Raw genomic sequence first — 26,261 nt, 5'->3', positions numbered from 1 at the left:
TTCAGAAAGATTTAATAGAATCAGTTGGAATGAATGAGTATTATAATTTATCTGAAGAAGAAAGAGACGATTATATTGCAATTAGTAGATCAATATGGGTAAGTAAGACTGCTCTGTACCAATTGTTAGGAGGAGGCAGATAACCTAAAGATGAATGCAAACGCTCAGCATTATAAACCTGCCCGATGAAAAGGGAAGTCATAAATTCAAGCCCAATAGGTTTAGGGATCACATCTTTTCTTTATCCAGAAGGTAAGACATAAAACGCAGCAGACTGTTCAAAGAGATTTAAGGAACGATAGATCAATAAACAGTATAATATTTTTAAACATCTTCATTGTTGCCTATCTCTATTGTCCTTTCGATTGGCCACACAGCCTGACCTAAATATTTCCTCCAAATTCTAATGATATTATCATTGGAGTCCAACCATCTTTGATTGTAGAATTCTTGGTACTCATTTATAGTCGGTATAGCAGAAACGCTATCAGTAAAGAGAGATAATATTGTATGGGATGGACTTATTCCTGTGAAGATTACAATAGAAGCAGAGCATAGAAAGAATAAAAATCCATTTATTCTTAAAAGTATAGATAAGAGCTTAGCAAGAGTTATAGAGCATTATTATAAAGAGAATGAGGATTCTATTTGGTTATTTACGAATAGCAGAAAGAATAAGCATTGTGATGATTGCTATAGGCAGTATCTTGCTAAAATAAGTCAGAAGGTTTTAGGAAAGAGATTAACTCCTCACATGTTTAGACATTCTATAGTTACTGAGCTGTCTGATATGGGATTGTCCCCAAAGAATATCATGGCTATTACTGGACATGTAGATTTAAAGGTCTTTTTAAAGCATTATGATCATTCCACAGAAGAGGGCAGAGAAAAAGTACTTGCTAAGACAAATGTTTAAGGTTATCGTATTTAGCAGTGCAGTTTGGTGGGTTTTTTGGTGGGTTTTTGAGCTCTTTGAGATTGAACTTGTTGGTGGTAAAGTAGTTAGGAGTTTCGATATGTATATTCCCGCCACCTCCATCTTTAATATAGTAGGTAATATAATAGAGTCAGTTAGTTATGTAAAAAGTAGCTATTTCCTCAGTAAAATCAATACTTTCCATCACAAGGTAAGTCAAGTTATCACAAGGTATCATTTGCCCATAGAAAGCATAATTTTTGTATTTTTGGTGGGGATAGATGATAAGCGACTTAAACAGGTTATAAATAGATTTCTGTCTAGTTGTAAGGGTTTATTCCAATATATTATTAAATTTAATATAAAGTAGTATATTTTATATTTACAAGAGGAATGTAATGCTTAGTTGTCATTTCCCACTTTACTTAATAACTGTTTAACAAAAATAATATAGAAATAATTAAGTAAATCATTTTTAGATAAGAAGTTAGGCAATAGTGTAAAATAATAGTTTTTGGCATTAAAATTGCATGTTATAGGTTGAATATGAAGATAAAGTGGAACTTAAATCAGGGTATAGAAAAATTGTATATTATGGAAAATAGTAGGTTTAGAATTATATATTTTAAGAAAATTATTGTTGTTCTATCTATTTTAATTATTTATATGGTTAGTTTGAATATATCCTTATGTTTTAGCATTGAAATTGAAGCTATTAAACCTGTAGAGTTATCTCCAAATGTTAGATTTAGTCTTCCTGACTCCATACAATTAACTCCAGGTGATGGAAATCTTGATATTATGTTGCCATCAATAAGGGAAAGACCTATTACCCCTATTCCTTTAGTAGAAGAAGGACCTAGTTTTACCCCTGTTCCTTTAGGGCTTCCGTCTATTTTGCCTGATAATGTTGGTAAAACTGATTTTGTATTGCTGCAGCTGGGTATCAATGTAGATCATATGCAACCTGAAGAGATTAATGCCTTAGGTATGTATAAGGATATCTTGGATAGCTTAGATTCGGATGTAGAGGTAGCTTTGATGGTTCCTAATGAACAGACTGCTGCTTGGATAAGACAGATCATAGATGAAGAGTGGGGCATTGAAAATAATATCAACATTATCCCTTTTTCTCCTTTAGAGGATTATTCTCTCTATAGTTGGGCTGAAGATGGCATGGAAATTCTCCAAGATTCTGACGGAATAGTTACCATAATTGCTTCGAGTAAATTCAAGGGTAGTGAAATAGCCGCTTTAATTCAAGAACAGTATCCAGAATTGATAGCAGAGGTTGTGACTACAGAGTTATATTTTGAGGGTGGAGGAATTATTACTGATCAGAATTATGTATATATGTACCCTCAGTATATTGAGATGAATGTGGAAAAATTAGGGCTATCTACTGAAGAAGTGATACAGCATTTTGAAGTATTATTTGGCAGAGAGTTAGTTATTTTAGGTGGCGAGCATATAAGAAAGGTCAATGCTCATATCGACACATCTTTAACTCCTGTTGGCAATAACACCATACTTTTGGCTGACCCTAAGATTAGTGCCGAAATATTTGAAGCTTGGTCTAATGAGGATATGATGAGCAATTTAGCGGATCTTATTGGTTATTTTGGTTTGGATGTGAATGAAGACAATGCAGAAGATCTTTATGGTAAGATAATAGGCCATTTAACCGGATATGCTTTTGATGTACGTGTTCAAGCTTTCAATGAAGTCGAATTACAACTCCAGGGACTTGGATTTAACGTTATTAGGATTCCCGCTATAACTGGATATAGAAATTTTGATGCTATGTATAACAATTCGTTAATAGAAATGTATGGGGATAAAATGGTAGTATATATGCCTGTTTATGGAATTCCTGTTTTAGATAATTTTGCTGCGGAGATTTTTGAGAGTATTCCAGGTTATGAAATAGAAGTAAGAAGAATTAGTGCCGAATCAGCTTTGAAGCTTGATGGTGGAGTTCAATGTAGGGTTCAGGTTCTACGTAGGACGCAATTTCAAAATGTTTTGTCGATGCCTTTAGCTTTAAGTGATAAATTTAGATTTATTTTGGATTAATACTTTTGTAGGATAATTTAACTTGAAATATTAGATCTAAATTTCAGGTATTATTTTTTATTGTTCCCCATGTAATTGTAATAAAAAATTGTTTCAAACATACTACGTAATGATAATTTTGCAAAAAGTAATTTCAATTTATTGCGTAAAACAAGAAAATGTACTTGCTAAGACAAATGTTTAAGGATATCGTATTTAGCAGTGCAGTTTGGTGGGATTTCTGGTGGGTTTTTAAGCTCTTTGGTATTAAACTTGTTGGCGGTGAAGTAGTTAGGGATTTCGATATGTATATTCCCGCCACCTCCATCTATATCTTTTTCAGTCCTTTCCTTAGTTTTAATATATTCTATCATAAATTAGAGTGCAGGATTCTATTAAGTTGATTCCAATAGTTGTATGTTTTTGAGATATATACTAAAATTAACTGGCAATAGAGAAAAATCAATTATTAAAAGAAGATATCAAGAAGAACAAGATAATCTTAAAAAAATAAGAAAATAATCTAATAATTAAAAGCATTTAATAGATAATATCTTGAGTTTAATGATTACGATTGGACAGAAAGTAAGTTATAGTAGTTAGCAAGATATTCAGAAAGAGAATTTATCAATGCGAATACGAAGGAGAGCTGCAAAAGCCGGCTGTTGAATGAGATATTGTTAAATCCAATTTGGATTTAGCGGAGAGATATAAAAATAGATGAGTAATAGGACGATAAAAGATCAAAATCGAGCATTTAAAAATATCTTAATTATTGGTCATTCTAATATAGGTGATACCTGTTATGATCTTGTGGTAATAGATCCTCTACGCAGGCGTTTCCCCCAGGCAAAGATTTCTTTTCTTACTTCATCTCGTGTTGATAATATTGTTCGCGGCTATAAGGGGTTGGATAAAGTTTTTACTTTTGATAAGCACGGTAAAGATAGAGGTGTAATTGGGCGTTTGCGTCTTATAATCGTTTTAATAAAAAAAAGGTTAGATCTAGTCATTGTTCTTAACAGTACACTTATGCATAAATTTCTGGGTATTCCTTGCGTTTGGAGTGTGAGGGGATATTTGGACTGCAAGCCTTCGGAGAATAAAATTCATATCGTTGATACTTATCTAGAGTTCTTGCAATTCCACGGTATAGATGCTCAAAAAGAGATATTCAGTTTTGCCTTAGGCGAAAAAGAGAATAATTTTGTTGATGCTTTTTTAGCAAGGGAAGGTATAAGTTCTAAAGATAGACTTATAGGAATCCTTCCTATAGCTGCTTGGTCTTTAAAAAGCTGGCCGATTGATAAGTGGAATGAGCTAGCAGCTATACTTAAAAGTCAATATGGTATTAAGATAATTAATCTTAGCAAGAGTAGTAATGATTCCTTTAGCCAGATGGTATTAAAGAATATCTCGTCTGAAATTATATCAGCTGACAAAACTACTCTGAGACAGGCTATGGCTCTAATCAAGCGGTGTAATCTTTTTATCGGACCTGATTCTAGTCTTCTGCATCTGGCTAGCTGTATGGGAATTGAGACAATTGGACTCTATGGTGCAACTCCTGCCAGCCGTTTTTATCCTTATTTTCATCACCATAATGTAATTGCTTCTAAAGAAAAATTTGATTGCATGCCTTGTTATCCTGGTTTTAAGCTGTTCCCATGTAAAGGGAAGTCTTGGTTCAGCGCATGTATGGAAGGTATTAGCGTAGAGGATGTCTTAGAACTAGTAAAGCAGAAGCTCGATTTGTAAGTTACTAAGCTGCGTCGATATCACGATGAGCAGGTTTTAGAAACGCTGATAGTAATTGTTAAGGTTAGGAAGATGAAAAGAAGAGTCCAAAAATCTGAAAAATAGGAGGCATTATGGCAGAAACATTGGGAAGCTTAATAGATAAGCTTACAATTAAATCAATAAGGGAATTTTATATTAAGAGGATGCTTCAGTCTAAAAAGGCGAAATTTTCTAAATGTCAGCTTAAAACTAAGATCGAGATGCTGAGAAAACAAAAAAAGTTTCTACTTAAAGAGATAGAGGAATTTATTGCGGAGGCATCAAAAGGAAGAGTTGTGTTAAGAGATGAGAAGCTCAAGCTTTATAATAAACCTCATCTTATAGGTAAAATCGGCAATATTGACTCTGTATCAAAGGCTATTAATGGGCTTACTAAAAAGAATTTAGAATTATGGAATTTAGAAGATGAGGCGCGCAGAGAAGATGTGTCTCTATCCTATATAGGGAGCATAAAGAAAAAGATAGATGTAACTAATCAACAGAGAAATGATTTAATTGATAGAACTGATGATCTTTTTGACCAGAAATTAAAAAACCTAAAATAGAGTAGAGAACATAAGGAAGGTAACTGAAGAGACACTTTTAGTTTATAAAAAAGCACTGAATAGCAGATAATAGAAACAGTTCTGGATTAGAAAAGAGATATATGGTAAAAACAAAAATTGTTGCTACTTTAGGCCCGACAAGCAGCTCTGAAACAGTATTGAGAAAAATGTTTATCAGCGGTCTTGATATAGTACGTTTGAATTTTTCTCACGCTACGCATTCTAAGCATCTAGAAAAAGTTAAGATTGTCCGTGCTCTCAACAAAAAAATGAAACGGGCAATAAAAATAATGCAGGATTTAGAAGGATATCGTATACGAGTAGGAAAGTTAGCCGCACCGCTTCAGCTAAAGAAAAGAACACAGTTTTATTTAAGTCAAGAAGATATCATAGGCAATGAAGAAGAAGTGCCATTTGATTACCAAGGTTCATTAAAACGGATTAAGGAAGGTACTTTGATTTATATCGATGACGGTAGAATAGTGCTTGAAGTCAAATCTATTGAGAGAAAGCGCCTTAAGGTAAAAGTTCTTATCTCCGGCTTGTTGAAGGAGCATAAGGGGATAAACATTTCTGATGTGAAATTAGATTTTGAATCATTGACCCAAAAAGACAAAAGGGATGTAGAGATTGCAATAAAGTATAAGCTTGATTATGTTGCCCAGTCGTTTGTAAGAGGGGCTTCTGATATAAGACTGCTTAAAAGCATTGTTAAGCCAAGACATGCTCAATGTAAAATATTTGCCAAAGTGGAAAGTAGAGAAGCCCTGGCTAATATAGAAGAGATAATAGCTGAAGCTGACGGTATTATAGTTGCCCGCGGTGATCTAGGTATCTGCATACCTATCTATCAAGTTCCTGTAGTTCAGAAAGAGATTATAAAAATGTGTTCTTTAAGAGGAAAGCCGGTAATTGTAGCTACGCAGATGCTTGAAAGTATGACAGAAGAGCGTCTTCCTACAAGAGCCGAGGTAAGTGATGTTGCAAATGCTATTTTAGATGGAGCGACGCACTTGCTTCTTTCAGGCGAGACAGCTATAGGGAGACACCCTCATAGAGTGATTAATATGATGAATAAAGTTATCAAGTACACAGAGAGCTACCAAAACAAAAAGGCTGACAAAGAATTAATTTTAACAAATGTTTAAAATAAGACATTTCTAAATGTGGTTGACATAGTATATTATATTCTTGAATCTTAAAAACTATTCAATATAATTGATTAAGATGAAGATTTTAATAATTACATCTGTTGTCTTAGTGCTACTCCTCATTATATTCTTTTTCTTTATACCCCAAGCTGCCAATTTAGAGAGCAAAGATGGGGATTCAATTCAGGTTCAAGAGCTAAATTCGCCTCAAGAAGAGTTAATTCAAGAGAGAGATAAGAAGGGTAAATATGTTGAGTCTCAGATCTTGGTTAAGTTTAAAAAAGAAGTTAGCGAGACTGAAGTTGCTGATTTTATAGAAGAGTATAATCTAAAGGTTCTAGATATTATAGTCAATATAAGGGTATATCAGTTTGAGATTATCTCAGATATCTCTGTTGAAGCTATGGTTGATGAGTTGTCAGGCAATAGCTTGGTAGAGTATGCAGAGCCTAATTATGTAATTGAGTTTAAGATTTGATTTTAGATGTATCTTTAATTTTTTAAGAGACAAGGGCTGCAATTAGTTTTTTCTAAAAAAAGTTTTAAGGTATAATATTTCTGTTAATTAAGAAATGAGATTTAGATGGATAGCAAGATAATTTTACCTGAGGAAGAGCTGCCAAAAGCATGGTATAACGTTCTAGCTGATCTGCCTTGGGAGTGCCCGCCGCCAAGAAATCCAAAAACAAAAGAACCTTTGGCTCCTGAAGAACTTTATCCGATATTTCCTGAGTCTCTCGTTGCCCAGGAAATGACAAAAGAACGCTGGGTAGATATACCAGATGAGTTAATAGATGTATACAAGATTTGGAGACCATCCCCTTTACATAGAGCCTATAAGCTTGAGAAATATCTTAAGACTCCGGCCAGGATATACTATAAGAATGAATCTGTATCTCCTCCGGGTAGTCATAAGCCCAATACAGCTATTGCCCAAGCTTACTATAATAAGAAAGCCGGGGTAAAGAGAATCTCTACTGAGACCGGAGCCGGTCAATGGGGGTCTGCTCTTGCATTTGCCTGCAATATATTTGATTTAGAATGTATAGTATATATGGTCAAGATAAGTTATGAGCAGAAGCCGTACAGAAGGAATCTGATGCAAGTTTGGAACGCAGATATCTATCCTTCACCTAGCGATAGGACAGAGTCAGGCCGTTCTATACTGAAGGAAAATCCTAACTCATACGGCAGTTTAGGTATTGCAATATCTGAAGCTGTTGAAGAGGCTGCAAAGAATGATGATACAAAATATAGCTTAGGTAGTGTGTTAAACCACGTGCTTATGCATCAGACTATTGTAGGCCTTGAGACAAAGAGACAGCTTGAGCTTGTTAATGAGAAGGCTGATGTTTTAATAGGCTGTGTTGGCGGAGGTTCTAACTTTGCAGGGCTTTTTCTTCCTTTTGTTGCTGATAAGCTTAAAGGAGAGGATATTAGGTTCCTTGCAGTTGAACCAACAGCAACGCCTACTTTTACTAAAGGAGAGTACCTCTATGATTATGGAGATACTGTGGGTTTAACCCCTCTGCTTAAAATGTATACTTTAGGTCATAAGTTTATACCAGCTCCTATTCACGCTGGAGGTTTGCGTTATCACGGCGATGCCCCTATTCTCTCTCTCCTTGCACATCATAAGGTCATGGATGCTGTTGCTTATAATCAGAATGCAGCTTTTGAAGCGGCCATTACTTTTGCGCGCACAGAAGGTATAATACCTGCTCCAGAGACATCTCATGCTATTAAGGCTGTAATCGATGAAGCTTTAAGATGCAAGGAAGAGAACAGAGAGAAGACCATTGTATTTAACTTCTCAGGTCATGGTCATTTCGATCTCTACTCTTACGAGAGATATCTAGCTGGAGATCTAGAGGATTATGAGCTTCCGGATGAAAAGATAAGAGAGACATTGAAAGATTTAGCCGATATGCAGTAATAGCTTTAGGCTATACTTTTGAAGATATTTTGCTGTACTTTTCAATCAATTGAGGGAAGCGTTTGCTGGATCTTAAGTTTTCAAGATCGGGGTCTTTAAAAATAAAATCAATATCTTTATATCCAAGTCTTAGAGAGTCCTCTAATGCTTTTAAGGAGAGACTCTTTTTGTTTAATAGAGAGTAATCACAGGCAAGGTTGTAAAATATTATTGGGTCATCTGGCCTTAGATCTTTCAGTCTGCAGTCTATCTCTAGTGCTCCCTGGTATTGCTTATCTTTTGTCAGAAGACCTCCTAAGAGAATGAGTCCGTCGATATAATCAGGGTTTTCCTGAATGAGTTTATCTGTGAATTCTATTTCAAATTCTAAATTTTGTTGATTTTTGCTCATAGCTTATTTATAATTTGAGAAAGATTTTAACATCTATATATACATATGTCAAATCTCAAAGAAGGCGTAGATATAAAAGAAGAGCAGAGTCTCTCTTTTCCTAAAAAACTTAAAGGATCTTTTTTACCTAAGAGAGTCTCACTCCATTTGATTCAGCATACAGGTAAGGCTTCTACTCTGTTGGTCGAAAAAGATCAGATTCTAAAGGCAGGAGATAAAATTGCTGATCCGGATGGTTTTATCTCAGCCTCTCTCCATAGTTCTATATCAGGTAAAGTGAGTAAGGTATGTAATTACAGTCATCCTCTGCTAGGTAAATCAATAGCTGTATCTATAGAGGGAGATGGAACTGACGAAGAGTGGAAAGAAGTAAAAAAGAGTAAAGTTGAGGAGAAGTCTCCCAAAGAACTTATCGATATAATAAAAGATTGCGGTATTGTTGGTTTAGGCGGCGGGGCTTTCCCGACTCATGTTAAGCTGAACCCGCCTCAAGATAAGAAGATAGAGACTCTGATAATCAACGGCTGTGAATGTGAGCCTTATCTTGCCTCTGATGATATTCTTATGCAGGATAAGCCTTTTGAAATAATAAAAGGCATTGAGTTGGTAAGAAAAATAGTAAATCCTGACAGAGTTATTGTTGTTCTAGAGTCTGACAAAGAAGAAGCTCTGATTAGAATGCGCCAGGCGGCTTTAAAGAAGAATATTGAAGTAATTAAGGTTGATAAGATATATCCTCAGGGTGCTGAGAAGCAATTGATTAAATCTGTTATATCCAGAGAGGTTCCTCCTGGCGGTCTTCCTTTTGATGTTGGAGCTATAGTTCTCAATGTCGGAACCTGCTTCAGTATCTATGAGGCGGTTTATAAGGGTAAGCCTTTAATAGAGAGATATCTTACCTTAGCTGGAGATGCGGTCTCTAACCCCGGAGTCTATTCCGTAAGAGTAGGTACTCTGCTCAAAGATGTAATTGAGCATAGCGGCGGTCTTACTAAAGAGCTTAGCAAGATCATATTTGGCGGTCCTATGATGGGTATTACCCAGGCTTCACTCGATACCCCTATCCTAAAAGGTACTTCCGGTATCTTATTATTATCTAAGAGATTTGTATCTGATTATAAGGAGTATCCCTGTATTAGATGTTCTCAATGTGTTGATCTCTGCCCTATGAATCTTATGCCTACCAAGATAGCCCATTTTGTTAAACATGGTAAATGGGATCTCCTGGATGAGTATAATATCTCAGATTGCATTGAGTGCGGTAGCTGCAGCTACATATGTTCGTCTCGCATACCTCTGCTTGACTATATAAAATTAGGTAAGGATTATTTAAAGAACAATAATATTTATGGAAGATAACAGACTTATTATATCCGGATCTCCGCATATAAAGGGAGCCTTGGGCCTGCGCTTTATGATGTGGAATGTAGTCATAGCCCTTATTCCGGTCATAGCGGTAAGTATCTATTTCTTCAGATTTAATGCTCTGAGGATTATGGCAGTATCTTTAGTAGCTTCTCTTATAGCTGAGGCTCTATTTTTAAAGTTACGCAGAAAAGAGATTGACTTCCTAGACGGCTCGACCGTTATTACTGCTTTACTTTTCGCTTTAATATTGCCTCCGAGTTTGCCTTCCTGGATGGTTGCCTTAGGTGCTATCTTTGCAATTATTTTTGGTAAAGGAGTATTTGGAGGTCTGGGCTATAACGTATTTAATCCAGCTCTTATCGGCAGGGCATTCTTACAGGCTTCTTATCCTATTGCTATGACAAGCTATTCTTATCCTTTTGGCTATAAAGGTTCCTTAGATGCTGTTACTGCTGCAACACCATTGGGGCTGGCTAAGTTTAATGAGGTATATCTATCTTTAAGATCGCTCTTTTGGGGTAATATTCCAGGCTCTCTTGGTGAAACCTGTGCTTTTGCAATTATTTTAGGCGGTATCTATCTTCTCTCTATGAGAGTTATTGATTACAGGATTCCTTTGAGCGGACTATTGAGCTTTTCTTTTATATCCGGGGTATTCTATCTTATAAACCCTGCTAAGTTCAGCAGTCCTTTGTTCGGTATCTTAGGAGGAGGATTCTTAATAGGCCTATTCTTTATGGCAACTGATCCTGTTACAACCCCCCTAACAAAGAGGGGAAAGTGTATATTTGGTTTAGGTGTAGGGTCTCTTGTATTTTTAATAAGGAGCTTCTCTGGGCTACCTGAAGGCGTGATGTACTCTATCCTGATAATGAATGCAGTTACTCCTCTTATAAACCGAACTACACTATCTAGGAGGTTCGGTCTTTGAAGGTTCTTTATAAAATGAGCCTTACACTTGGCCTGGTAGCGACCTTTTCAGGTTTTACGCTTGCCAGCATATATCAGAAGACAGAGCTGAAGATAAGAGAGAATAAAGAGAGGGAGTTTGAGAGTTCGGTCTCGAACTTGGTCTCTGGAGTAGTGAGGAATTCAGAGAGAGAGATTGAGGGTTATAGCGTATTCTATCTCTACGATAAGGATTCTCATCTACTCTCCTATGCTGTTATTGCAGGGGGCAACGGTTATCAGGGTGAGATTAAAATTCTGGTTATACTGTCTAAAGATTTAAAATCTATAAAAGGTATTGATATACTAGAGAGTGTTGAGACGCCTGGTCTTGGAGGTAAGATAACATCTAAAGATTTTAAGAACCAGTTTAAGAATCTTGAAGTCTCATCTGGAGTAGATTATATAAAGGGAAGGGAGCTCTCTAATCCCAATCAGATTCAGGCAATAACAGGTGCGACTATCTCGTCTCTCGCTGTTGTGAAGATCATCAATCTTGCTTTAGATGAAATAATACCCGGGATAAAAAAAGATGGATGATAGAAGCGGTTTTTTTGAATTTAAGAAAGGTATAATCTCTCAGAACCCCGTTCTTATTCTACTTCTGGGGCTCTGTCCAGTCCTTGCTGTTACAACTTCGGCTATAAATGCTCTTACTATGGGAGCTGCTGTTATATTTGTCTTGAGTTCATCTACTTTCGTAGTCTCAATTATAAAAAGAGTAGTGCCTTATCAGGTAAGGATCGCTACATTTACAATAATTATTGCGACATTTGTTACCATTGCAGATCTTTTTTTAAAGGCTCAGTTTCCCGATCTGAGCAAGGCTCTGGGGCCTTATGTTCCTCTAATCGTTGTTAACTGTATTATACTTGGCCGTTGCGAAGCTTTTGCTTCTAAGAACAGCATTCTAAAAACCCTCTTAGATGCCTTAGGCATGGGAGTTGGTTTTACCCTTGCACTGCTTGTACTGGGCGGTATGCGCGAGATACTGGGAAGCGGCAAGATATTTAATATCTCTATTCTGGGTCAGAGTTATGAACCGATGCTGGTTATGATTCTTCCTGCAGGAGCCTTTATAGGGTTGGGTCTTATGGTTGGGTTAATGAATATGATAATAAAGAAAAGATGAAACTACTGATTATCTTTCTCTCAGCTGCTGTAGTTAATAATTTTGTTCTCAGCTATTTTTTAGGGATATGTCCATTCTTAGGGGTATCCAGAAAGCTTAGCTCAGCATTAGGTATGGGGGCTGCTGTAACTTTTGTTATGAGCCTAACTTCAATCTCTACCTGGCTGCTTTACCATAAGCTCTTGGTTCCTTTTAATATGGTTTATCTGGAATATGTTGTCTTTATCCTTGTGATAGCATCTCTAGTACAGATAGTTGAGATGTTCATAAAGAAGAGTTCGCCGGTTCTATATAAAGCCTTAGGCATATATTTGCCGCTTATTACGACTAACTGTGCTATTTTAGGTCTAGCACTATTTATGGTACTTAAAGATTATAGTTTTATTCAGAGTGTAGTCTTTGCCTTGGGTGCAGGGTCAGGATTTACTCTAGCACTTTTAATAATGGCTGGAATAAGAGAAGACTTAGATATTGCAGATGTGCCTAGACCTCTTAAAGGAGCAGGGATTGCGCTTATTATTGCCGGTCTTCTTGCGCTCTCATTTATGGGATTCTCAGGCCTTCTATCTGGCTAACTATGAAGATAACAAGAGTTTTTTACGAAAATAGAGAATATTGGGCTAAAATAGAAGAGAGTTCCGTTACTCTCTTAAAAGATCCCCCTTTTGATAAAATCAATCCGCTAAAGGACCTCTCTTTTACTGATGTTAAATTGCTTATTCCAACTGAACCTCAAAAGATAGTCTTGGCTGGACTTAACTATAGAGACCATGCCAGAGAGCTTGATATGAAGATACCTGATGAGCCGATAATATTTCTTAAGCCGCCCAGTTCTCTTATTAAAGACGGTGATAGCATAGTATATCCTAAAGGGGTTAAGAGGCTGGATTATGAAGCGGAGCTTGCAGTTGTTATAAGAAGAGAGGCTAAAGATATTAAAGAGTCTGAAGTAGCTGACTATATTTTAGGTTACTCCTGCCTCAATGATGTAACAGCTCGAGATATCCAGAGTAGGGATATTCAATGGAGCCGGGCAAAATCATTCGATAGCTTTGCTCCTTTTGGACCCTGGATAGAGACAGATCTTGAACTAGACAATCTAAGAGTTAAGAGTTATCTAAACTCAGAATTAAAGCAGGATTCAAGTATCTCTAACTTTATATTCTCACTTCCAGAGCTGTTAGCTTTTATATCCTCTATTATGACTCTTAAGCCGGGAGATATAGTCTCTACTGGAACTCCTTCGGGGGTAGGAAGCATGGAGGTAGGAGATAAGGTCTCTGTTGAGATAGACGGCATAGGAGTATTATCAAATACTGTTATATCCTGTTAAAGTGTTGACAGTATTATTCTGATATGTCATGATTAAAAATTCCCTCAATAAGAGATTACAGATTTTAGGAGAGCTTTAGTTTAAGGTGTTTTAGATTTAAAGTAATCAAGGTATTAGATGGGAGTTTATAGAATGGTAATGCTTGATGTTCATAAGGTTCCGGACCCTATTTTAAGGGTAGAGTGCTATTCGTTGGACAGAGTGACTTCCTCTGATAAGGAACTTTTTGAGAATATGGAATATACAATGTTTGAATCAGGCGGTATTGGACTTGCTGCTTCTCAGGTAGGAATAGAGAAGAGGATGATTGTTGCTTTCAATGAGAGAGGCAGGGTTTTTAAGATTGCCAATCCTGTTATAGTTAAATCCTGGGGGTCTGATACTGCGGCTGAGAGGTGCCTCAGCATCCCAGATCAGATAGTAGAGGTTAGGCGTAATTATAGGATTGTTGTTGAAGGTGTTGACGAGAACAACAAAGCATTGAAGTTAAAAGTAAAAGGGATCTTCGCCCGCGTCTTACAGCATGAAGTTGACCATCTTAGGGGCAGGCTTATAACAGATTACAGGAGGTAATTAAAATGCCCACTTATGAATATGAGTGCAGGAAATGCGGTATTAAGTTTGATAAATTTCAAAATATGAGCGATAAACTGCTCTCTGAATGTCCAGAGTGTGGAGGAGAAGTAAAGAGATTGATAGGTAAAGGTGCAGGTATTATATTTAAAGGCAGCGGTTTTTATGCAACAGATCATAGGAAGCCCGAGCCAAAGAAGTGCTGCGACAAGGATGGGAGCTGTGATGGTCCACCTTGTTCTACTAGCAGTGAAGATAAGAAATAGAGAGTTTAAGTGAGGTTGGGTTAATTCAGGCTTAAGGAAGGTTATTACCGATCTGTATATTCAGCTGCATATTGCCAGCGCCAGGACTCTTTTGCTATTGCTTTTAAGTGTGCGGTTGTCCCGGGCTGATAGGGCAGCTCTGCTCCCTCTATGGTTATTTCAATAGGCCTGTAATTGTTCTTCAGTATTGCTTTTAAATTAGAATATTTCACGTTGACATAGATCTCGCCTTCTTTTATGACTGCTATACCTATATACTCGCCCTTTTTAAAGTTCTCTGTGTCTATTTCCCAAAAAGTTATTACAGCTTCAGGGTTATCAGGAAGATAGGGAGGTGTATCTGAATCATCAAAGTTAGGATTCAGTTCTTTAGACTGTGATTTTCCTTGCTCTAGCGCTGTAAGCATATTAGATACATCTTCTGTAAGGTTCGAGAATACGAGCATTGCTATAGATAGAGATAACAAGAGCACGAACCCTGCAATGGTAAGCTTCTTTGGAGTAAGTTCCATATATCTAAATACTAATGTCGTTGTTTTTTATTGTCAATCCTATTTTTTATGCTAAAATTTATTCTAGTTACAAATGGTTAATAAAAAGAGATATGATTAGATTTAACAAAAAAGGCTTCACCTTAATAGAGCTTGTAATGGTGATTGTCATTATAGTTATTCTTGCAGCTATAGCTGTGCCGAAGTTTATAGGTATCAACAACAATGCTAAGAATACTGCAGATGAATATACTATAAGAAAACTTAATGCCGCCGCTTCGCTTCTCTATCTTAAAAGTCAGGCTGACGGTACACCTGCTTGGCCTACCGGGAGTGAGGTAGATGCTCAGGTACCGAACATGGAGATAACGACTAGTTTTGCGGCTGATAAATGGCGTTACAATGATACAGGAAATACGGTGATATTCTATTGCCTGCATGGTTCTGCAGGAAGCGCAGTTGGTAGGCGTTGGTGGACCTACTATCGAACAGATGCTGACGGCTATAAAGCTGGCCATTTTGTTGAAGGCGGTGCTTCAACAGACCATTAGATTTAAGAGGAGTCAAAATGAAATTAAGAGAGTTTTTAAAATCCAAGATTAATCGAGCCGTTATAACTGAGAAGAGATTAAAATATTTAGGCAGCATAGGGATAGATTCAGACATTTTAAAGAAGGCCGGAATTTTGGGAAACGAAAAAGTAGATGTTTTAAACTACAATAATGGTATGCGTCTCCAGACCTATGTGATTGAAGAAGAGGCTGGGTCGGGCAAGATCGTTCTCTACGGGCCAGCTGCAAGATGCGGTGAGATTGGGGATGAGATCTGCATACTCTCTTACTGTTTGCTCTCCGATGATGAGATAGATGGGAACAAACCTGCCGTAGTAGATCTAGGGAAGAGTAGCTAAAAACTGCTGCCTTAGATCTTTCTATTTATCATTTTTAGTTTTATTTAAGTTGTAAAACAATTAAAATCAACTAGATAGCTAAACAATAAGAGCGGGCTTTAATTTAAATATTGAACGATTTTTAGCTTAAGGGTATAATTTTAAGATGGTGCTAAAAGTGGATAGAAAAGATAAGATAAGAGATAAGATGCTCTCTCAATTAGAGGGCATGGATAAAAAAGAAAAAGAAAGGAGGAGTTTAAGGATAAGAGAGAGACTCTTTTTAAATCCTAAGTTTCAAAAAGCAAATATAATAATGAGCTATGTATCTAAATCATATGAGGTTGATACTTGGACGATAATTGAAAAGTCTTTGGAGATGGGTAAAAAAATAGCCGTACCATATGTATTAAAGGGTGAGAAGTTGATGTTTCCTTCTTTGGTCCTGGATTGCAAGGAGCTTGTTAGGGGGCCTTATGAGATCTATCAGCCGCATCCTGATAATATAAGAAGAGTTGATTTGAGCCGGCTCGATCTTCTGCTTGTTCCGGGTCTTGCTTTTGATAAAGCAGGTAACCGTCTGGGGCATGGTGAGGGGTATTACGACAGGTTTTTAAAGAAAACCCCTTATACCTACAGCTTGGGATTGAGCTATGAATTTCAGGTCATAGATTGTCTACCTATCTCCGAGTTTGACCGTCCAGTGTCATCCCTGATTTATGCTTAGCTAATAGATCATAAAAAGGGGTGAGTCAGATGAAGATAGTTCTACAATTAATAGGATATGTAACACTTCTTGTTGCAGCTGGAATCCTTGGGTATCTCTTAAGGGTGTTTTTTGCTAAGAAGAACGTAAAGACAGCTGAATTCCAGGCCAAAGATATAATCAGTAAGGCTCAGGAGTCGGTTGAAGATAATAAGAAGAAAGCAGATATAGAGTCTAAAGAGATGCTCTATAAGTTACGTTCTGATTTTGAGAAAGAGACGAAAGATAGGCGTCAGGAGCTCACTGAGTTTGAGCGCAGACTGCTTCAAAAAGAGGAGAATATAGAGCGTAAGTTCGATCTACTGGATCAGAAAGAAAAAGATATAACCGGGCAGTATGAAGATATCAACAAGACAAAAGAATATTTTAAAAAACGCGAGAATGAGATAAGTGATCTTATTATGGAGGAGAAGTTTAGATTGCAGCAGATATCAGGTATGTCGCCTGAAGAAGCAAAGCAGCAGCTGCTTAAACGTATGGAGACAGAGATTCAGAATGAAGCCAACCTGCTTCTAAAGCAGATAGAAGAGGATACACGCTCTAAAGCCGACGAGAAAGCAAGAGAGATAATATCTCAAGCTGTTCAGAGATGTGCTATAGAGCATACCACAGAGTCTACTGTTGCAGTTGTAAACCTTCCCAATGATGAGATGAAAGGAAGGATTATAGGCCGGGAAGGAAGGAATATCCGTTCTTTTGAGATGGTAACAGGGGTAGATGTAATAATAGATGATACACCTGAAGCGGTATCTCTATCCTGCTTTGATCCTTACAGGCGTGAGATTGCTAGAGTTGCTATGAGTAAACTCGTTGAAGATGGAAGGATTCATCCGGCCAGGATTGAAGAGGTGATAGAAAAGATAAAGAAAGAGATGGAGAAGAAGACAAGAGAAGAGGGAGAGGCTGTGGCTTTAGATCTAGGTGTTCACAATCTTAATCCTGAGATAATAAGACTTTTGGGAAAACTTAAATATAGGACAAGTTACGGCCAGAATGTACTTCAGCATTCTAAAGAGGCTGCCTATCTTATGGGCGTCATGGCAAATGAATTGGGCCTGAACTTTACCCTGGCAAGACGTGTCGGGCTGCTTCATGATATAGGTAAGGCGATAGATCAGGATCAAGAAGGTACTCATACACAGATTGGTGCTGACCTGGCTAAGAAGTATGGAGAGAACGAGATGATTATTAACTCTATTGCTGCCCATCATGAAGATGTGGAGCAGCAGAGTATATATGCTGTACTTGTCCAAGCTGCCGATGCTATAAGCGGAGCAAGACCTGGGGCAAGACGCGAGACTCTAGAGAGTTACATTAAGAGGCTGGAGAAGCTTGAAGGTATTGCTAACTCATTTAGAGGGGTTGATAAGTCATTTGCTATTCAGGCTGGGCGCGAGATAAGAGTCGTGGTCTATCCGGATAAAGTTGATGATGGCAACTCTTACGTCTTGGCTAAAGATATAAAAGTAAAGATTGAAGAGGAGCTTGAATATCCAGGGCAGATAAAGGTAGTTGTTGTTCGTGAAACAAGAGCGGTTGATTACGCTAAATAACCAGAATATTTAGTTATTAGGCTGGCTTATTTTAAGTAGCCAGCCTAGGAACTCTTTAAAATAAAATATGAAGATACTATTTATAGGTGATATTGTAGGAAGCGCCGGCCGTAGAGTAATAAAAGAGGGTTTGCTCAAGATAAGAGAGAGAGAGGGCATAGATTTTGTTATAGCCAATGCAGAGAATGCAGCCGGTGGTTCAGGCCTTACAGTCAGAGTTGTAGAGGAGCTGCTTTCGTTTAATATTGACTGCCTCACTTCAGGAGACCATATCTGGTCCAAGAAAGATATCTTAAAAGTAATTGACATAGAGCCAAGGCTCTTAAGGCCTGCAAACTATCCTTCTGGAGTCAGGGGTGTAGGTTCTACTGTTCTATCAACTAAAAATGGAATAAAAGTAGGGGTTTTAAACCTTCAGGGCCGGGTCTTTATGAATCCTATTGAATGTCCGTTTAGAGTGGCTTCATTTGAGATTGAGAGAATTAAGCAAGAGACCGACATTATCATCGTCGATATCCATGCAGAGGCGACTTCTGAAAAACAGGCTTTGGGACACTGGTTAGACGGTAAGGTCTCAGCTGTCTTAGGTACTCATACTCATACTCAGACTGCCGATCAGAGAGTATTGCCGCAGGGCACAGCCTACATAACAGATGTTGGCATGACGGGTCCTTTTGAATCTGTTTTGGGAAGAACTATAGACTCTGTCTTGCAGAGGTTCTTAACCTCAACTCCTGTAAGGATGGATGTTGCAGAGGATGATTTAAGGATACAGGGTGTTATTGTTGAGGTGGATGATTCCAGTGCTAAAGCCAGTTTTATAAAACGTTTTGAGTATAAGGAAGATCTCTCAATTTAACTAATCCGCATTCTTTGTATTTAGTCTATGGAGAATAAAAGAAAAGTTTATACCGTCTCTGACATCTCAAAGAGTATAAAGCATATCTTAGAAGATAGCCTGGGGTATGTTTGGGTTGAGGGCGAGGTATCCAATCTTAGCCTCCCTGGTTCAGGTCACGTCTACTTTGATTTAAAAGATAAATCTGCATCTATTCCTGTTGCGCTCTTTAAGGGATTTTCTCAAAAGGTAAAATTCGATCTTGAAAATGGGCTTCATGTAATAGCATATGGGAAGATTACTTCCTATGCTCCTCAAGGAAAGTACCAGTTAAGAGCTGAATATCTGGAACCGAAAGGTCTAGGCGCTCTAATGCTTGCTTTGATACAACTTAAAGAGAAGCTTGCCAGGGAAGGGCTTTTTGAGGAAGAACATAAGAGGAGACTTCCGTTCTTACCTGGTAAAATCGGTATTGTAACTTCATTTAGCGGGGCTGCAATAAGAGATATGATTAAAGTCCTAAGAAGAAGATTTGATAATATTCATATTATGATTTACTCTGCTAGGGTTCAGGGTGAGTATGCTCCGGCTGAGATTATTTCTGGAATAAAGTTTTTCAATGAGATGGAAGAGAGAGTCGATCTTTTAATAATCGGTAGAGGCGGAGGCAGCATTGAAGACCTCTGGGCTTTTAATAATGAAGAGCTAGCCAGAGAGATATTTAAATCTAAGATTCCAGTTATATCTGCTGTAGGTCATGAGCGGGATTGGACTATATCAGACTGGGTGGCTGATTTAAGAGCTCCGACCCCATCTGCTGCTGCAGAGCTTGCAGTTAGAGTAAAAGATGAGCTCCAAGATAGACTTGATAAAGATCTTAGAGATTTAAAGAGATTACTTAAAGAGAACCTTAATAGAAAGAGAGATATCTTAAAGCATATTCAGGGAAGATATGGGTTGTTTAGAATAAAAGATATTGTTCCTCTTAAGATGCAGCGTCTTGATGAGCTGAGTTTAAGGATGAAGAGATCTAGTGAAAGCATTTTAAATACTAATAAAGATAAGCTTGGGTATATCATAAAGCATCTTGAGAATTTAAATCCTTTGACCATTCTATCTCGCGGTTACAGCGTTACAGAAGATCTTAAAACAGGTGAAGTTATTAAAGACTTAAAGAATATTAAAGAGGGAGTATTACTTAAGACCAGATTATATAAAGGAAGCATTATATCGCGGGTTGAAAAAAAGAGTCCCAGTTGATATAGTTAAGTTTAGTTTTTAAATAAGGAGATTCTTTATGAAATTCGATCAGTCATTAGAAAGGTTAGAAGAGATAGTTACCAACTTAGAAGAAGAGAACATCTCTGTTGAGGATGCGTTGAAGCTCTATGAAGAAGGGGTTAAGCTTGTCAAGTCTTGCAGAAAGAAGCTCTCTGAAATAGAGAAGAAGATTGAACTTATTACAGAGGATGGTTCAGTTGAAGCGAAGAAGAGGGTGGTCTCTGAAGATGAGTTATTAGATGAGGATTCTCTAGGTGAATAAAACTGAAAAAGAGAAGGTTCTTGGTAAGGTAAACTCTCCGGAAGATTTAAAAAATCTAACCCAGGAGGAGCTCGGCTCTATAGCAAGAGAGATAAGAGATCTTATTATCTCCGTTGTATCTAAAAACGGAGGCCATCTCTCAAGTAATCTGGGAGCAGTCGAACTTACTCTGGCCTTGCATTATGTCTTTGATTCACCAAAAGATAAGATTGTCTGGGATGTTGGTCATCAATGCTATACCCATAAGATTATTACAGGCAGAAAGGATAGGTTCTCTAGTCTTAGACAGTTTGAAGGTATAAGCGGCTTCCCTAGTCCAGTTGAATCTAAGCATGATCATTTTGTATCTGGTCATGGTTCAACAGCAATATCAGTTGCTTTAGGTTTTGCCTGTTCAAGAGATATAGCTGGTGAAAAAGGAGAGGTAATAGCTATTGTCGGTGATGCCTCGCTTGTAGGCGGTATGGCTTTTGAGGCGCTTAACTATCTGGGTCATATTCAAAAAGATTTACTGATAGTGCTTAATGATAATGAGTGGGCAATATCCAGAACGATAGGTGCGTTGAGTAAACATTTAAACAGGATTATAACAGATCCGCTCTATAATAAAGTGAGCAACGAGATCGAGAAGCTGCTCTTAAAACTTCCTAAGGGTGATCTTGCATTAAGAGCGGCCAAGAAGCTTGAGGAGTCTCTTAAAAACCTTCTGGTTCCGGGAATAATATTTGAAGAGATGGGCATTAAATATATCGGCCCCATAGATGGCCATGATTTTAATGAGCTGATATCGACATTTAAAAATATAAAAAGTTTTAATAAGCCGGTCTTGGTCCATGTTTTAACAAAGAAGGGCAGAGGGTATTCCTACAGCGAAAAAGAGCCTGAACTCTTCCATAGCGCCTCTAAGTTCGATTTACCAAGCGGTGACTTTTTAAAAAAAGATAAGCCCTCCTATACCGGAATATTATCCAAGGCTCTTGTTGATATGGCTATAGTGGACCCTAAGGTTGTTGCGGTAACTGCCGCTATGCCTTACGGTACGGGGTTGTCTGAGTTTAAATCCAGATTTCCCGAGAGGTTCTTTGATGTCGGGATGGCAGAGCAGAATGCAGTAACTTTTGCAGCTGCTCTTGCAAAGTCAGGCTTTAAGCCTTTTGTTGCAATCTATTCAACATTTATTCAGAGAGCCTATGATCAGATAATGCACGATGTGGCCCTCCAGAATCTTCCTGTTAAGTTTTGCTTGGATAGAGCTGGCCTTGCAGGAGAGGATGGCCCTACTCATCACGGTGTATTTGATATCGCTTTTATGAAGCATCTCCCTAATATGGTTCTCATGGCTCCCAAGGATGGCTGGGAGTTTACCATGATGCTGGAATGGATGAAAGATCTAGAGTGCCCCTCTGTTATAAGATATCCAAAGGCAGCTGTTCCGGACCTATCGTCTTTAGGATATAGAGATATTCAGCTGGCTAAATCTGAACTCTTGATAGAAGGTCAAGATATAGCATTATTTGGATATGGCAGTACTGTGGCTACAGCCTATAATGTCTCCAAGAGATTACAGGAGGAAGGTTTAAATCCCTACTTGGTTAATTTAAGGTTTGCTAAGCCTCTAGACTATGAGATGATTATAGATATTGCAAAGAGAGTCGATTATATCTTTGTTCTTGAAGAGGGCTCTTCTTTAGGGGGAGTAGCTGAGTCTATAGCAGCTATTACAACAGCTTCCAATATAGATGTAATAGTTAAGAGTGTTGGCATAGCTGATAACTTTGTAACTTATGGAGCTAGAGATATATTGCTTAATATAATTGGGCTTGATGAAAAGTCTATTTTGAGTAAAATAGTAAAATTAAGAAAAAATGTTAAAGATAATAATTAAAAAAGATTTTTGTAAATCCTGCGGGTTCTGTGTCAATGTCTGTCCCAAAGGAATCTTGGTAATGGATGATGAATTAAATGCTTTAGGGTGCTTACCTGTAAAAGTGATTGATGAGAGTAAGTGTATAAAGTGCTTCTGCTGTACCGCAGTCTGTCCTGAGGCCTGCATTGAGATCTATGAAGAAGATGGCAAATAATAGAGTTTTAATTTCCGGTAATGAGGCTTTTGGTGAGGCTGCTATACTTTCTGGCTGTGAGTTCTATGCTGGTTATCCTATAACACCTCAGAATGAACTTATCCAGTATATGTCTAGAAGGATGCTAGAGGAGAATAAGATATTCATTCAGGCGGAGAGTGAACTTGCATCTATCAATATGGTCTTTGGCGCGTCTCTATCCGGGGTGCGCTCTATGACATCATCGTCATCACCTGGAATAAGCCTGATGCAGGAGGGAATATCTTATCTTGCAGGCTGTGAGCTTCCGGCTGTTATTGTAAATGTGATGCGCGGCGGTCCGGGCTTAGGTAATATTGCTCCATCTCAGGCTGACTATTTTCAGTCAACCCGTGGAGGAGGCCATGGAGATTATAGGACCCCTGTCTTAGCACCATCTTCAGTAGCTGAAATATTTAAGATCATGCCTAGAGCATTTGATATTGCAGATAAATATAGAACCCCTGTTATTGTTTTAGGGGATGGTATGCTGGGACAGATGATGGAGCCGGTAGATAAGAGTCTGTTTGATATAGAAGTAAAAGAATATCCTAAACCCTGGGCTCTTAGAGGATGCAAAGATAGAGAGCCGCAGTTAATAAAATCGCTCTATCTTGCACCTGAGGCATTAGAAGAGTTGAATCTAAGGCTTTGGGGCAGATATCAAGAGATAGGGAGAGAAGAGTTAAGCTTTGAGAGCAATATATCTCTAGAAGATGAGCTGGTTGTAGTTGCCTATGGCTCAATGGCCAGGATTGCAGCTGGCGTTATAAGGAGACTAAAGAGAGAGGGTTTGGATATAGGATTATTTAGACCAATAATGCTATGGCCCTATCCGCATAAAGAGTTAGGAGAGATATCAAAGAAGATAAAGAATTTCTTGGTGCTTGAGATGAGCTCGCCTCAGATGTTTGAAGATGTAATGCTCTCTGTCTGCTCCAATAATGCTAAAGTAGATACTCTATGCAGAATGGGCGGAGTGATACCAACTGAAGAAGAGATAATAGATAAGATAAAGAGTATATTAAAATGAAAAAGATAATCTATACTAGGCCAGAGTCTTTACGTGAGGTACATACTCACTACTGTTCTGGCTGCGGTCATGGGACTATTCACAGGCTGATTGCTGAGCTTATAGATGAACTTGATTTAAGAGAGAAGACCATTGCTATTGCTCCTGTAGGTTGTGCAGTATTGGCCTATGATTACTGGAACTTTGATACTACAGAGGCTGCGCACGGACGGCCTCTTGCTGTTGCAACCGCTATTAAGAGGGTTCAGCCAGATAATTTTGTCTTTACCTATCAGGGCGACGGCGACCTTGCTGCAATAGGTACAAATGAGACAATACATGCAGCTTGTCGGGGGGAGAATCTAACAGTGGTATTTGTAAATAACGGTGTCTATGGTATGACAGGTGGACAGATGGCCCCAACAACGATCTTGAGCCAGAAGACCACTACTTCAACTTTAGGTAGAGAGTCTAATATCCATGGACATCCTTTACCGCTTCTTGAGATGCTTAAAGTTTTAGATGGTGTATGCTATCTGGAGAGGAGGTCTCTGATCTCACCTCAAGAGATTAATAAAACAAAGGATGCACTGAGAGAGGCTTTTAAGAATCAGATAGAAGAGAGAGGTTTCTCAATGGTTGAGATACTTTCGCCATGCCCTACGCATGCCAAGATGACACCAGTAGATAATTTAAAATGGATAAAAGAAGAGATAGTAAAGACATATCCCTTGGGCAGAGTGAAGTAAAGATCATCATTGCAGGTTCAGGTGGTCAGGGTATTCTGCTGCTGGGTAAGATATTAGCTCAGAGCTTACTGGAGGAAGATAAGAATGTCTCCTGGCTTCCTTCTTATGGAGCTGAGGTAAGAGGCGGGACCTGTAAGTGTATGGTTGTTGGATCTGATAATGAGGTATCATCTCCCTGCATAGCCAGCCCGGATTGCCTTATTATAATGAATCAGCCTTCTTATAAGAAATATACCCCTCTTCTTAAAAAAGATGCTGCAGTATTTTATAATAGTTCGCTCATAGCCAGTAATACTTTAAATGAAGAGTTGTCTAATATAGCAGCAGATGCGACTGAGGCAGCGAATAGATTAGGCAATCTAAAATGTGCTAATATGGTGATGCTGGGTAAGTTTATAAGAGAGAGTGCTCTCATAAAGCTTGAGACAGCAATAGGCGTACTGGATAAATTTATAAAGAATAAAGATATCTTAGAGCTCGATAAGAGAGCATTAGAAAAAGGTTTTAGTGATGAGTGAGATAGTCTTGAGGTTTGCACCCTCTCCTACAGGATATCTCCATGTTGGAGGAGCTAGAACAGCTCTATTTAACTTCCTCTTTGCCCGTCATAATAAGGGTAAATTTATCTTAAGAATAGAAGATACTGACTTAGAGCGTTCAGAGGATAGCTTCTTAGATGATATCTTGGAGTCTCTAAAGTGGCTTGGTATTGACTGGGATGGTGAGGTGATACATCAAAGTCAAAGGTTTGATATCTACCGTAACTATGCAGATAAGCTTCTTAGGGATGGCCTGGCTTATGAAGAGAAGACAGAGCGAGGCTTAGCCTTAAGATATAAGAGCAATGCAGACTCTGTTAAGTTTAATGATTTATTAAGAGGTGAGATAGAGTTTAAAGAAGGTTTTAGTGATATTGTTCTTATGAAGTCAGATGGTTCACCTACTTATAACTTTGCCTGCGTTGTTGACGATGCAACACTTGGCATGACTCATATAGTAAGAGGCGAAGACCATATCTCAAATACACCTAAACAGGTGCTGCTCTATCAGCTCCTTGGTTTTAAAGTTCCTGAGTTTATTCATCTTCCTCTTATCCTCGGTGAAGATAGGACAAGGCTCTCTAAGAGGCATGGGGCTGTGAGTGTAACAGCCTATAGAGAGGAAGGTTTTCTGCCTCAAGCTCTCTTTAACTTTTTAGCTCTCCTTGGCTGGTCGCCTGGGGATAATAGAGAGATATTGTCTAAGAAAGAACTTATCAATTTATTTAGTTTTGATAGAATAAATAAATCTAATGCTGCATTTGATGTTGGGAAGCTTAAATGGATGAATAAGAAATATCTTAAGCAGGTTAAAGATAGCGATTATCGTGATACACTGATTAAATTTATTCAAAAAGAAAATTTATTGGATCAATATAATAGCATAGATGAGCCTAAAAGAGAGATGCTCTTTAAACTCCTTAAACCTCGCTCCTCAACCTATGCTGAATATGCACAACAATTAAGGTATATATTGTCTAGAGGCTATGTGATAGATGAAGCCTCCATTGAAAAGTACGATCTAAAAAGTGATAAGTCTAAAGAGATCTTTAAAGATATGGCTTTAGGTCTTAAGAGTCTAGACGAGTTCTCATTTAAAGAGATTGAAGAAGTCATACGTGCTACGGCTAGTAAATTTAAACTAGAAGCAAAAGAGGTAATCCATCCTTTAAGAGTTATCTTAACAGGTAATGAGATATCTCCGCCTCTATTTGAACTTATGGAGATTTTAGGGCGTGAAGAAGTTCTTGCCCGAATTGAAAATTTCTTATAATATGTCTTTCTAAAATAATATTACCCCGTGGTGTAATGGTAACACGATTGATTCTGGTTCAATTGTTCTTGGTTCGAGTCCAGGCGGGGTAGCCA

At 38.0% G+C, this 26,261-nt stretch carries 30 protein-coding genes and 1 tRNA gene; 29 read left to right on the top strand and 2 right to left on the bottom strand.

All coding sequences use genetic code 11. The features are described 5' to 3' along the window. The first annotated feature begins 472 nt into the window (after window positions 1-472). From P9X27_01870 to P9X27_01840, 7 genes are all read left to right on the top strand, one after another. On the top strand, window positions 473-916 hold the full coding sequence (locus P9X27_01870; protein MDP8253129.1) for a tyrosine-type recombinase/integrase: 444 nt from the start codon (window positions 473-475) through the stop codon (window positions 914-916). A gap of 546 nt (window positions 917-1,462) precedes the next feature. Continuing rightward, window positions 1,463-2,992 (top strand): hypothetical protein, encoded by a 1,530-nt coding sequence (locus tag P9X27_01865; protein ID MDP8253128.1) that lies wholly within the window; start codon window positions 1,463-1,465, stop codon window positions 2,990-2,992. A gap of 699 nt (window positions 2,993-3,691) precedes the next feature. Beyond that, the gene (locus P9X27_01860) at window positions 3,692-4,729 is read left to right on the top strand and encodes a glycosyltransferase family 9 protein (GenBank protein MDP8253127.1); all 1,038 of its coding nucleotides are present in this window, start codon (window positions 3,692-3,694) and stop codon (window positions 4,727-4,729) included. A gap of 113 nt (window positions 4,730-4,842) precedes the next feature. Then, entirely contained in the window at window positions 4,843-5,316 is a 474-nt protein-coding gene (locus P9X27_01855; protein MDP8253126.1) for a DUF4254 domain-containing protein, read from the top strand. Between the two features lie 101 nt (window positions 5,317-5,417). Continuing rightward, window positions 5,418-6,464: a pyruvate kinase gene (pyk, locus tag P9X27_01850; protein ID MDP8253125.1), complete on the top strand. Its 1,047-nt coding sequence runs from the start codon at window positions 5,418-5,420 to the stop codon at window positions 6,462-6,464. A gap of 79 nt (window positions 6,465-6,543) precedes the next feature. Continuing rightward, window positions 6,544-6,945 carry a hypothetical protein gene (locus P9X27_01845; GenBank protein ID MDP8253124.1) on the top strand — a complete coding sequence of 134 codons (402 nt, stop codon included), beginning with the start codon at window positions 6,544-6,546 and terminating at the stop codon, window positions 6,943-6,945. A 105-nt stretch (window positions 6,946-7,050) separates the two neighbouring features. After that, window positions 7,051-8,403, top strand: coding sequence for a TrpB-like pyridoxal phosphate-dependent enzyme (locus tag P9X27_01840; protein ID MDP8253123.1), 1,353 nt, complete (start codon window positions 7,051-7,053; stop codon window positions 8,401-8,403). 10 nt (window positions 8,404-8,413) lie between these two features. On the opposite strand, the gene P9X27_01835 is transcribed toward P9X27_01840, so the two are convergent. Next, window positions 8,414-8,794, bottom strand: coding sequence for a hypothetical protein (locus P9X27_01835; protein MDP8253122.1), 381 nt, complete (start codon window positions 8,792-8,794; stop codon window positions 8,414-8,416). Between the two features lie 45 nt (window positions 8,795-8,839). Here P9X27_01835 and rsxC point away from each other — a divergent pair, with 45 nt between their 5' ends. The 8 genes from rsxC to P9X27_01795 all read left to right on the top strand — a co-directional run bounded on the left by rsxC (window position 8,840) and on the right by P9X27_01795 (window position 14,414). Then, complete coding sequence (rsxC, locus tag P9X27_01830) at window positions 8,840-10,153, top strand: electron transport complex subunit RsxC (GenBank protein MDP8253121.1); 1,314 nt, start codon at window positions 8,840-8,842, stop codon at window positions 10,151-10,153. After that, a complete protein-coding gene (locus P9X27_01825; GenBank protein MDP8253120.1) occupies window positions 10,143-11,093 on the top strand; it encodes an RnfABCDGE type electron transport complex subunit D in 951 nt (316 codons plus the stop codon). The genes rsxC and P9X27_01825 overlap by 11 nt, the downstream gene beginning before the upstream one ends. Next, the gene (locus tag P9X27_01820) at window positions 11,090-11,650 is read left to right on the top strand and encodes an FMN-binding protein (GenBank protein ID MDP8253119.1); all 561 of its coding nucleotides are present in this window, start codon (window positions 11,090-11,092) and stop codon (window positions 11,648-11,650) included. The genes P9X27_01825 and P9X27_01820 overlap by 4 nt, the downstream gene beginning before the upstream one ends. Continuing rightward, entirely contained in the window at window positions 11,643-12,242 is a 600-nt protein-coding gene (locus tag P9X27_01815; GenBank protein MDP8253118.1) for an electron transport complex subunit E, read from the top strand. Before P9X27_01820 ends, P9X27_01815 begins: the two co-directional genes overlap by 8 nt. Continuing rightward, window positions 12,239-12,817: an electron transport complex subunit RsxA gene (gene rsxA / locus P9X27_01810; protein ID MDP8253117.1), complete on the top strand. Its 579-nt coding sequence runs from the start codon at window positions 12,239-12,241 to the stop codon at window positions 12,815-12,817. Before P9X27_01815 ends, rsxA begins: the two co-directional genes overlap by 4 nt. A 2-nt stretch (window positions 12,818-12,819) precedes the next feature. After that, window positions 12,820-13,575 (top strand): fumarylacetoacetate hydrolase family protein, encoded by a 756-nt coding sequence (locus P9X27_01805; protein ID MDP8253116.1) that lies wholly within the window; start codon window positions 12,820-12,822, stop codon window positions 13,573-13,575. 132 nt (window positions 13,576-13,707) lie between these two features. Next, window positions 13,708-14,148 carry a peptide deformylase gene (gene def, locus P9X27_01800; protein MDP8253115.1) on the top strand — a complete coding sequence of 147 codons (441 nt, stop codon included), beginning with the start codon at window positions 13,708-13,710 and terminating at the stop codon, window positions 14,146-14,148. A gap of 5 nt (window positions 14,149-14,153) precedes the next feature. Continuing rightward, entirely contained in the window at window positions 14,154-14,414 is a 261-nt protein-coding gene (locus P9X27_01795; GenBank protein ID MDP8253114.1) for a zinc ribbon domain-containing protein, read from the top strand. 44 nt (window positions 14,415-14,458) lie between these two features. Here P9X27_01795 and P9X27_01790 read toward each other — a convergent pair whose 3' ends face one another. Then, window positions 14,459-14,926 (bottom strand): hypothetical protein, encoded by a 468-nt coding sequence (locus tag P9X27_01790; GenBank protein ID MDP8253113.1) that lies wholly within the window; start codon window positions 14,924-14,926, stop codon window positions 14,459-14,461. Between the two features lie 92 nt (window positions 14,927-15,018). On the opposite strand from P9X27_01790, the gene P9X27_01785 reads away from it, so the two are divergent. The 14 genes from P9X27_01785 (at window position 15,019) to P9X27_01720 (ending at window position 26,261) form a co-directional block, all read left to right on the top strand. Beyond that, window positions 15,019-15,456, top strand: coding sequence for a prepilin-type N-terminal cleavage/methylation domain-containing protein (locus P9X27_01785; protein MDP8253112.1), 438 nt, complete (start codon window positions 15,019-15,021; stop codon window positions 15,454-15,456). A 17-nt stretch (window positions 15,457-15,473) separates the two neighbouring features. Beyond that, window positions 15,474-15,815 carry an aspartate 1-decarboxylase gene (locus P9X27_01780; protein MDP8253111.1) on the top strand — a complete coding sequence of 114 codons (342 nt, stop codon included), beginning with the start codon at window positions 15,474-15,476 and terminating at the stop codon, window positions 15,813-15,815. A 145-nt stretch (window positions 15,816-15,960) separates the two neighbouring features. Beyond that, window positions 15,961-16,521 carry a 5-formyltetrahydrofolate cyclo-ligase gene (locus P9X27_01775; GenBank protein MDP8253110.1) on the top strand — a complete coding sequence of 187 codons (561 nt, stop codon included), beginning with the start codon at window positions 15,961-15,963 and terminating at the stop codon, window positions 16,519-16,521. Window positions 16,522-16,550: 29 nt separating this feature from the next. Continuing rightward, on the top strand, window positions 16,551-18,113 hold the full coding sequence (gene rny, locus P9X27_01770; protein ID MDP8253109.1) for a ribonuclease Y: 1,563 nt from the start codon (window positions 16,551-16,553) through the stop codon (window positions 18,111-18,113). A 67-nt stretch (window positions 18,114-18,180) separates the two neighbouring features. Continuing rightward, window positions 18,181-18,972 (top strand): TIGR00282 family metallophosphoesterase, encoded by a 792-nt coding sequence (locus P9X27_01765; GenBank protein ID MDP8253108.1) that lies wholly within the window; start codon window positions 18,181-18,183, stop codon window positions 18,970-18,972. A gap of 27 nt (window positions 18,973-18,999) precedes the next feature. Next, the gene (xseA, locus tag P9X27_01760) at window positions 19,000-20,211 is read left to right on the top strand and encodes an exodeoxyribonuclease VII large subunit (GenBank protein ID MDP8253107.1); all 1,212 of its coding nucleotides are present in this window, start codon (window positions 19,000-19,002) and stop codon (window positions 20,209-20,211) included. 37 nt (window positions 20,212-20,248) lie between these two features. Next, a complete protein-coding gene (locus tag P9X27_01755; GenBank protein MDP8253106.1) occupies window positions 20,249-20,494 on the top strand; it encodes an exodeoxyribonuclease VII small subunit in 246 nt (81 codons plus the stop codon). Further along, on the top strand, window positions 20,487-22,379 hold the full coding sequence (gene dxs, locus P9X27_01750; protein MDP8253105.1) for a 1-deoxy-D-xylulose-5-phosphate synthase: 1,893 nt from the start codon (window positions 20,487-20,489) through the stop codon (window positions 22,377-22,379). The genes P9X27_01755 and dxs overlap by 8 nt, the downstream gene beginning before the upstream one ends. Continuing rightward, window positions 22,360-22,575, top strand: coding sequence for a 4Fe-4S binding protein (locus P9X27_01745; protein MDP8253104.1), 216 nt, complete (start codon window positions 22,360-22,362; stop codon window positions 22,573-22,575). The genes dxs and P9X27_01745 overlap by 20 nt, the downstream gene beginning before the upstream one ends. Next, window positions 22,565-23,626 (top strand): 3-methyl-2-oxobutanoate dehydrogenase subunit VorB, encoded by a 1,062-nt coding sequence (vorB, locus tag P9X27_01740; GenBank protein ID MDP8253103.1) that lies wholly within the window; start codon window positions 22,565-22,567, stop codon window positions 23,624-23,626. Before P9X27_01745 ends, vorB begins: the two co-directional genes overlap by 11 nt. Next, complete coding sequence (locus P9X27_01735) at window positions 23,623-24,354, top strand: thiamine pyrophosphate-dependent enzyme (protein ID MDP8253102.1); 732 nt, start codon at window positions 23,623-23,625, stop codon at window positions 24,352-24,354. Before vorB ends, P9X27_01735 begins: the two co-directional genes overlap by 4 nt. Further along, on the top strand, window positions 24,303-24,872 hold the full coding sequence (locus P9X27_01730) for a 2-oxoacid:acceptor oxidoreductase family protein (GenBank protein ID MDP8253101.1): 570 nt from the start codon (window positions 24,303-24,305) through the stop codon (window positions 24,870-24,872). The genes P9X27_01735 and P9X27_01730 overlap by 52 nt, the downstream gene beginning before the upstream one ends. Next, window positions 24,865-26,166, top strand: a complete 1,302-nt coding sequence (gene gltX, locus P9X27_01725) for a glutamate--tRNA ligase (GenBank protein MDP8253100.1) — start codon at window positions 24,865-24,867, stop codon at window positions 26,164-26,166. Before P9X27_01730 ends, gltX begins: the two co-directional genes overlap by 8 nt. A 21-nt stretch (window positions 26,167-26,187) precedes the next feature. Then, window positions 26,188-26,261 (top strand) — tRNA-Gln (locus P9X27_01720).

The sequence above is a fragment of the Candidatus Kaelpia aquatica genome (genome assembly GCA_030765335.1).
In the GTDB taxonomy this organism is placed as follows: Bacteria; Omnitrophota; Gorgyraeia; order Kaelpiales; family Kaelpiaceae; genus Kaelpia; species Kaelpia aquatica.
The sequence above is the reverse complement of the archived record's forward strand: the minus strand, read 5'-3'. Positions and strand labels throughout refer to the sequence as shown.

Coding starts and splice junctions, on each gene's coding strand:
- P9X27_01865 (MDP8253128.1), top strand. CDS start 1,463: ATGAAGATAAAGTGGAACTTAAATCAGGGTATAGAAAAATTGTATATT.
- P9X27_01860 (MDP8253127.1), top strand. CDS start 3,692: ATGAGTAATAGGACGATAAAAGATCAAAATCGAGCATTTAAAAATATC.
- P9X27_01855 (MDP8253126.1), top strand. CDS start 4,843: ATGGCAGAAACATTGGGAAGCTTAATAGATAAGCTTACAATTAAATCA.
- pyk (MDP8253125.1), top strand. CDS start 5,418: ATGGTAAAAACAAAAATTGTTGCTACTTTAGGCCCGACAAGCAGCTCT.
- P9X27_01845 (MDP8253124.1), top strand. CDS start 6,544: ATGAAGATTTTAATAATTACATCTGTTGTCTTAGTGCTACTCCTCATT.
- P9X27_01840 (MDP8253123.1), top strand. CDS start 7,051: ATGGATAGCAAGATAATTTTACCTGAGGAAGAGCTGCCAAAAGCATGG.
- P9X27_01835 (MDP8253122.1), bottom strand. CDS start 8,794: ATGAGCAAAAATCAACAAAATTTAGAATTTGAAATAGAATTCACAGAT.
- rsxC (MDP8253121.1), top strand. CDS start 8,840: ATGTCAAATCTCAAAGAAGGCGTAGATATAAAAGAAGAGCAGAGTCTC.
- P9X27_01825 (MDP8253120.1), top strand. CDS start 10,143: ATGGAAGATAACAGACTTATTATATCCGGATCTCCGCATATAAAGGGA.
- P9X27_01815 (MDP8253118.1), top strand. CDS start 11,643: ATGGATGATAGAAGCGGTTTTTTTGAATTTAAGAAAGGTATAATCTCT.
- rsxA (MDP8253117.1), top strand. CDS start 12,239: ATGAAACTACTGATTATCTTTCTCTCAGCTGCTGTAGTTAATAATTTT.
- P9X27_01805 (MDP8253116.1), top strand. CDS start 12,820: ATGAAGATAACAAGAGTTTTTTACGAAAATAGAGAATATTGGGCTAAA.
- def (MDP8253115.1), top strand. CDS start 13,708: ATGGTAATGCTTGATGTTCATAAGGTTCCGGACCCTATTTTAAGGGTA.
- P9X27_01795 (MDP8253114.1), top strand. CDS start 14,154: ATGCCCACTTATGAATATGAGTGCAGGAAATGCGGTATTAAGTTTGAT.
- P9X27_01790 (MDP8253113.1), bottom strand. CDS start 14,926: ATGGAACTTACTCCAAAGAAGCTTACCATTGCAGGGTTCGTGCTCTTG.
- P9X27_01785 (MDP8253112.1), top strand. CDS start 15,019: ATGATTAGATTTAACAAAAAAGGCTTCACCTTAATAGAGCTTGTAATG.
- P9X27_01780 (MDP8253111.1), top strand. CDS start 15,474: ATGAAATTAAGAGAGTTTTTAAAATCCAAGATTAATCGAGCCGTTATA.
- P9X27_01775 (MDP8253110.1), top strand. CDS start 15,961: ATGGTGCTAAAAGTGGATAGAAAAGATAAGATAAGAGATAAGATGCTC.
- rny (MDP8253109.1), top strand. CDS start 16,551: ATGAAGATAGTTCTACAATTAATAGGATATGTAACACTTCTTGTTGCA.
- P9X27_01765 (MDP8253108.1), top strand. CDS start 18,181: ATGAAGATACTATTTATAGGTGATATTGTAGGAAGCGCCGGCCGTAGA.
- xseA (MDP8253107.1), top strand. CDS start 19,000: ATGGAGAATAAAAGAAAAGTTTATACCGTCTCTGACATCTCAAAGAGT.
- P9X27_01755 (MDP8253106.1), top strand. CDS start 20,249: ATGAAATTCGATCAGTCATTAGAAAGGTTAGAAGAGATAGTTACCAAC.
- P9X27_01745 (MDP8253104.1), top strand. CDS start 22,360: ATGTTAAAGATAATAATTAAAAAAGATTTTTGTAAATCCTGCGGGTTC.
- vorB (MDP8253103.1), top strand. CDS start 22,565: ATGGCAAATAATAGAGTTTTAATTTCCGGTAATGAGGCTTTTGGTGAG.
- P9X27_01735 (MDP8253102.1), top strand. CDS start 23,623: ATGAAAAAGATAATCTATACTAGGCCAGAGTCTTTACGTGAGGTACAT.
- P9X27_01730 (MDP8253101.1), top strand. CDS start 24,303: ATGGATAAAAGAAGAGATAGTAAAGACATATCCCTTGGGCAGAGTGAA.
- gltX (MDP8253100.1), top strand. CDS start 24,865: ATGAGTGAGATAGTCTTGAGGTTTGCACCCTCTCCTACAGGATATCTC.